The following is a 4,740-nucleotide window of genomic DNA, read 5'->3' on the forward strand; positions in this document are numbered from 1 at the left end:
TCTTCAAGCTTTTTAACGACTTGCGCGACGGTGGATTGTTTCTGACCGATTGCTACGTATATGCAGATGACATCTTGACCCTTTTGATTGATGATGGTATCAACAGCAACGGTGGTTTTTCCTGTTTGGCGGTCGCCGATGATGAGCTCGCGCTGTCCGCGACCGATCGGCACTAGCGCGTCTATCGCTTTAAGACCGGTTTGAAGCGGTTCGTGGACGGATTTACGAGCCATGATGCCTTTAGCCTTTTCTTCGACAAATCTAGTATCACTGGTCTCTATCGCGCCCTTGCCGTCGATCGGCTCGCCTAGAGCGTTTACCACGCGTCCGATCATAGCATCGCCCACCGGCACGCGAAGTAGCTTACCCAGTCTTTTTACGCTACTTCCTTCGTTTATGCCGCTAGTATCGCCCAAAATAACGATACCGACGCTGCTCTCCTCTAAATTTAACGCGATACCGCGAGCTCCGTTTTCGAACTCGACCATCTCGTTAGCCATTACGTTTTTTAAGCCGTAAACATTAGCAACGCCGTCTGCGACCGAAACGACCTTACCGGTTTCTTCGATATCAACGCTAAGATCGAAATTTTCGATTCGCTCTTTGATTATGCTGCTGATTTCGTCTGCCTTAATTTTCGCACCCACGCTTTACTCCTTTAAATTGCTTTTAAAATATATTCGCTCATTTTTTGTTTCAATCTATCAACTGAAAAACTAATCTCAAATCCAAGATCCTCGACTTCGATCTTAATGCCTTCAAGCTCGCTTTTAACGGGTTGCAGAGTAATATCTGCATTAAATTTCTTTGAAATTTTAGTCTCTAGCTCTTTTATTTTCGCGGCGTCTATTTCGGTAGCGGAATAAATTTTACCTAAGTATTTATTATCCAGCGCCGTAATATTCTTGCGCAGCTCCTCGACTATCTGTGGAATTAGCGCAATACGCCTATTTTTAGCTAGAAGTTTAATAAAATTTACGATTTTTTCGCTTGGATTTTTTATAAACGACGCAATAAGTTCCACTTTGGATTCCTCTTTTAGCGTCGGAGATTTTACAATATCTTGGAATTTTGGAATTCTAAATGCGCTCGCGACGCTCTCGAGCGTCTGCAAAACAGAGCATAGTTCATCTTTTTTATAGCCCAGTATCAGGGCGTTTACATATCTTTTTGAGGTGTTATTTATCATCATCCGACCTTTTTCTCTACGATTTTAACCAGTTTGTCTTGACCGAATTTAATGTCGTCCGATGCAAAAACATCATCCAGTATCTCGCTTACGACCTCTTTTTTGATCTTACGCGCCTCAAAGCTCTTCTGCTCGTCGAAAGATTTTTGCAAATTCGCAATCTCTTGTTCGGTTGCATTTTTTATCTTTCCGGCAGCGAACACGATCTCTTTTTTAGCGGTTTCGATTAAAGCTGCGCCTTGGACCTTAGCATCTTGAAGGTCTTTTTTAGCTTGCTCCTTGCGAGCTGCGGACTCTTTTAAAATTTTTTGATTAGCTTCAAGCCTAGATGCGATGCCGTCGATTCTACCTTGATATGCCGCTTTTGCGGGACCTTTTAAAAGATAAAACAAAATTCCGAAAAACAAAATGAAATTTATGCTTCGCCACAGCACGTCGTAGTCTTTGACCCCATCGTGCCCACCGCTAGCTAAAACAAACGCCGGAATTATAAATAAAAATAGATATTTTTTCATACTGAAATCCTCATACTTTAGCCACAGCGCTGCTTAGAGCATTTTTAAATTCCGGAATTTTGGCTTGCAAATCATTTTTTAGGTTGCGCTTTTGCTCATCCAAACCGCCTAAAAATTGATCGAAATCCTCCTCCATTGCGGCTTTTTTCTCGGCTATTTCTCTGGCGGCAGCCTGCTTCGCACTATCCATCGCCTCTTGCTTTATTTTAACAGCTTGCAACTTCGCAGCATCCATGATCCTTACGATTTCCGCTTTATCGGCATCTGCATCCTGTGCATTTTTCATCGCATTTGCCTCATCTTCTTTAATAATAGCCTCTCGCTTTTCCATATGCAAAAGTAGCGGTCTATAAAGCTTGATATTTAAGAAGTAAATCAAAGCTAAAAATACGACGATGGTCGTTATCATGGCGGTCAAACTTACGTCTAGCATCGCACCTCCTCCAGGTTAGTTTTAAACAAAATACGTATTTTACAATATGAAAAATTAAAATACACTATAAAAAATCATCCGATTTTCTTTAAAAACTCGGAAATTTGTAAAATTTCGCTAAATTCAATCGAAATTTTACGCTCTTTGATACTTATTTTACCAAATTGATCAAGCTTGGCCTTTAGCTTTAAAAGCTCAGGCTTGAAGCTTTGAAATTCCGCACCAGGCTTTTTCTCTTTCGGAACGGTTTTATCTTTGAGCTTTTTTACTAAATTTTCGGTATCTCTTACGCTTAGACGCTGTCCTAAAATGGTATTTAGCGCTAAAATTTGATCCTCTTTTTCGAGTCCAACCATTATCTTGGCGTGCCCTTGCGAAATTTTATCTGCACTTATTGCGTCTTGCACTTCGGAGCATAAATTTAAAAGTCTTAGCGTGTTTGTAATCTGTGTGCGGGACTTTTTGATGATGTCGGCTAACTCCTCTTGCGTAATCCTGTATTCGCCGATAAGCTCCTTATAGGACTTAGCAAGCTCGATAGGATTTAGATCCTCGCGCTGGATATTTTCGATGAGGGCAAGCTCTCTTAAATTTTGAGATTTTATGTCTGCGACTACGGCTTTGATTTTACTCTCGCCCAAAAGCTTCGTCGCTCTTAGGCGTCGCTCGCCGGCGATCAGGACGTAAGAATCATCCTTTTGAATAACGATGATAGGCTGAATAAGCCCGTGACGGGCGATGCTTTCGCTTAGCTGCCTAAGTGCCTCCTCATCGAAGCTCTGCCGCGGTTGATATGGATTTGGCTCGATTTTATCGACATCGATTTCGATAACTAAGCTATCGGCATTTCCGCTTTCTAGCTCCCTGTTATAGGAGCTTTCTACGTCATCTAAAATAGCACCGAGCCCACGCCCGAGCGCTCTTTTTACCTTGCCCATTTTTGCTCCATTATGGATTTAGCGAGGTCTTGATAAGCGATGGAACCAGCAGATTTTATATCGTATAAAACCACCGGCTTACCAAAGCTTGGGCTTTCGGCTAGCTTAATATTGCGCGGGATGATGACTAGATCATCACTCTTGCCGATACGAAAGAGCTTATCGTCGAAATACTCGCGTAAATTCGCGACCGTTTCTTTAGCGAGGTTGTTTTGCAAACTATACATCGTAGGCAAAAACCCGCGAATTTTTAAATTTTTATTGAGCGTTTGCTTAACGACTTTTACGGTATTTAGAATCAGCGCGACGCCTTCAAGCGCGTAGAATTCGCACTGAATCGGGATGATGACGCTATCGCTTGCGACCAAGGCATTTACCGTAATGCTACCGAGCGTCGGCGGCGAATCGATGATTATGAAATCATATCTGTCCTTAACCTCGGAAATTTTATTTTTTAGCATTAGTTTGAAATCTTTCTCTTCGCTTACTTCGCGCTCGATACCTACAAGTCCGATGTTTGACGGCACTAAATCCATAAACTCAAGTTCGGTCTTTTGGATCACTTCGGACATGCTCTTACGCCCCGTTAGGACGTGATAAATGTTAAATTCAAAGTCGCTGCGGTTAAAGCCAAGTCCGGTCGTAGCGTTCGCCTGAGGGTCTACGTCGATCAGTAGGACCCGCTTTTTCTTTATCGCTAGCGACGCAGCAAGATTGACCGCTGTGGTCGTCTTTCCGACGCCGCCTTTTTGATTTGCAATCGTAATTACTTCACTCATCTTAAAGCATAAACCCTTTCTTCATTTATTATGATCGATCCGTCTTCGCAAAGTTTAGCCTGCGCAAGCGAAATTTTTTCGTCGCCTAGATGAACGCTAAATTTTTGCGATTTTTGGAATTGTAACGAAAAATTTCTAAAAATTTGCTTCCACGAGATTTTATTTTCATATAGCGCAAAAAAGCCCTCTATAGCGTCTTTTGCGCTGATTTTTATATCTAAAATTCCCGCATATTCGGGCGCGCCAAGTAGGTTCATGCCGATGCCGCAGACGAGGGTATTTTTGATCTTATTCGTCATCGTCCCACCGATTTTGCGCTCATCTACATAAAAATCGTTGGGCCATTTAAGCCAAAGCTGCGAACCGAGCGATGCTAGAAGCTCCTGCATAATCATCGCAAAATATATGCTCGCCGACTGAGGCGGCACATCTGCGGGCAGATCCGTTTGAGCGACACAGAACGAAAATGCGAGATTGCCGCTAGCGCCCTCCCAATCATTGCCGCGCGAGCCGATACCCGCGATCTGACGATCCGCCGCGATCGCAAAAGGCGGCGCTATCCTGCCTTCGCGCACGGCGCCTACTAAAAACTCCTGCGTAGAGGGCATTTGCTCTACAAATTCTACTTGCAAAACTTGCTCCTTGCGTAAGACGAAGGGCTCGCCTTGAAATATTGCAAGCGTTTAAATTCTGCGCTGCGATAGAATTTTGCAACAAGATGAAATTTAGCACGATTAAATTTTACGGCATAGCGGAATTTTATGCGATGAAATTTTACGATCTTGCTAAATTTTTCGGCAACGCCGCGGATTTTCCTAGCGACACCGCGATAAAATTTTAAAGCTTTATCTTGCAAAAATTCTGCGGCACGATCATAGAATTTTAA

The 4,740-nt window shown here is 42.9% G+C and carries 7 protein-coding genes and 1 pseudogene; 1 reads left to right on the forward strand and 7 read right to left on the reverse strand.

Going from position 1 to position 4,740, the window contains the following annotated elements:
* The 7 genes and pseudogenes from Q0238_RS06605 to Q0238_RS06635 all read right to left on the reverse strand — a co-directional run.
* A pseudogene (locus tag Q0238_RS06605) lies at positions 1–647 on the reverse strand (F0F1 ATP synthase subunit alpha); the annotation flags it as partial.
* A gap of 11 nt (positions 648–658) precedes the next feature.
* Complete coding sequence (locus tag Q0238_RS06610) at positions 659–1,189, reverse strand: F0F1 ATP synthase subunit delta (protein ID WP_297944175.1); 531 nt, start codon at positions 1,187–1,189, stop codon at positions 659–661.
* Positions 1,189–1,704: a F0F1 ATP synthase subunit B gene (locus Q0238_RS06615; protein ID WP_297944178.1), complete on the reverse strand. Its 516-nt coding sequence runs from the start codon at positions 1,702–1,704 to the stop codon at positions 1,189–1,191. The genes Q0238_RS06610 and Q0238_RS06615 overlap by 1 nt, the downstream gene beginning before the upstream one ends.
* Positions 1,705–1,714: 10 nt before the next feature.
* The gene (locus tag Q0238_RS06620) at positions 1,715–2,137 is read right to left on the reverse strand and encodes a F0F1 ATP synthase subunit B' (RefSeq protein WP_297894462.1); all 423 of its coding nucleotides are present in this window, start codon (positions 2,135–2,137) and stop codon (positions 1,715–1,717) included.
* Between the two features lie 74 nt (positions 2,138–2,211).
* Complete coding sequence (locus Q0238_RS06625) at positions 2,212–3,075, reverse strand: ParB/RepB/Spo0J family partition protein (protein WP_297900598.1); 864 nt, start codon at positions 3,073–3,075, stop codon at positions 2,212–2,214.
* Positions 3,063–3,854: an AAA family ATPase gene (locus Q0238_RS06630; RefSeq protein ID WP_177389424.1), complete on the reverse strand. Its 792-nt coding sequence runs from the start codon at positions 3,852–3,854 to the stop codon at positions 3,063–3,065. The genes Q0238_RS06625 and Q0238_RS06630 overlap by 13 nt, the downstream gene beginning before the upstream one ends.
* Positions 3,851–4,486 (reverse strand): biotin--[acetyl-CoA-carboxylase] ligase, encoded by a 636-nt coding sequence (locus Q0238_RS06635; protein ID WP_297944182.1) that lies wholly within the window; start codon positions 4,484–4,486, stop codon positions 3,851–3,853. Before Q0238_RS06635 ends, Q0238_RS06630 begins: the two co-directional genes overlap by 4 nt.
* A gap of 41 nt (positions 4,487–4,527) precedes the next feature.
* Here Q0238_RS06635 and Q0238_RS06640 point away from each other — a divergent pair, with 41 nt between their 5' ends.
* Positions 4,528–4,695 carry a hypothetical protein gene (locus Q0238_RS06640; protein WP_297944185.1) on the forward strand — a complete coding sequence of 56 codons (168 nt, stop codon included), beginning with the start codon at positions 4,528–4,530 and terminating at the stop codon, positions 4,693–4,695.
* Positions 4,696–4,740 lie beyond the last annotated feature (45 nt).

The sequence above is a fragment of the uncultured Campylobacter sp. genome, from assembly GCF_938045775.1.
In the GTDB taxonomy this organism is placed as follows: domain Bacteria; phylum Campylobacterota; class Campylobacteria; order Campylobacterales; family Campylobacteraceae; genus Campylobacter_B.

Excerpts from the sequence above, each read along its gene's own strand:
- Q0238_RS06610 (WP_297944175.1), bottom strand. The coding sequence starts at position 1,189 with ATGATAAATAACACCTCAAAAAGATATGTAAACGCCCTGATACTGGGC.
- Q0238_RS06615 (WP_297944178.1), bottom strand. The coding sequence starts at position 1,704 with ATGAAAAAATATCTATTTTTATTTATAATTCCGGCGTTTGTTTTAGCT.
- Q0238_RS06620 (WP_297894462.1), bottom strand. The coding sequence starts at position 2,137 with ATGCTAGACGTAAGTTTGACCGCCATGATAACGACCATCGTCGTATTT.
- Q0238_RS06625 (WP_297900598.1), bottom strand. The coding sequence starts at position 3,075 with ATGGGCAAGGTAAAAAGAGCGCTCGGGCGTGGGCTCGGTGCTATTTTA.
- Q0238_RS06630 (WP_177389424.1), bottom strand. The coding sequence starts at position 3,854 with ATGAGTGAAGTAATTACGATTGCAAATCAAAAAGGCGGCGTCGGAAAG.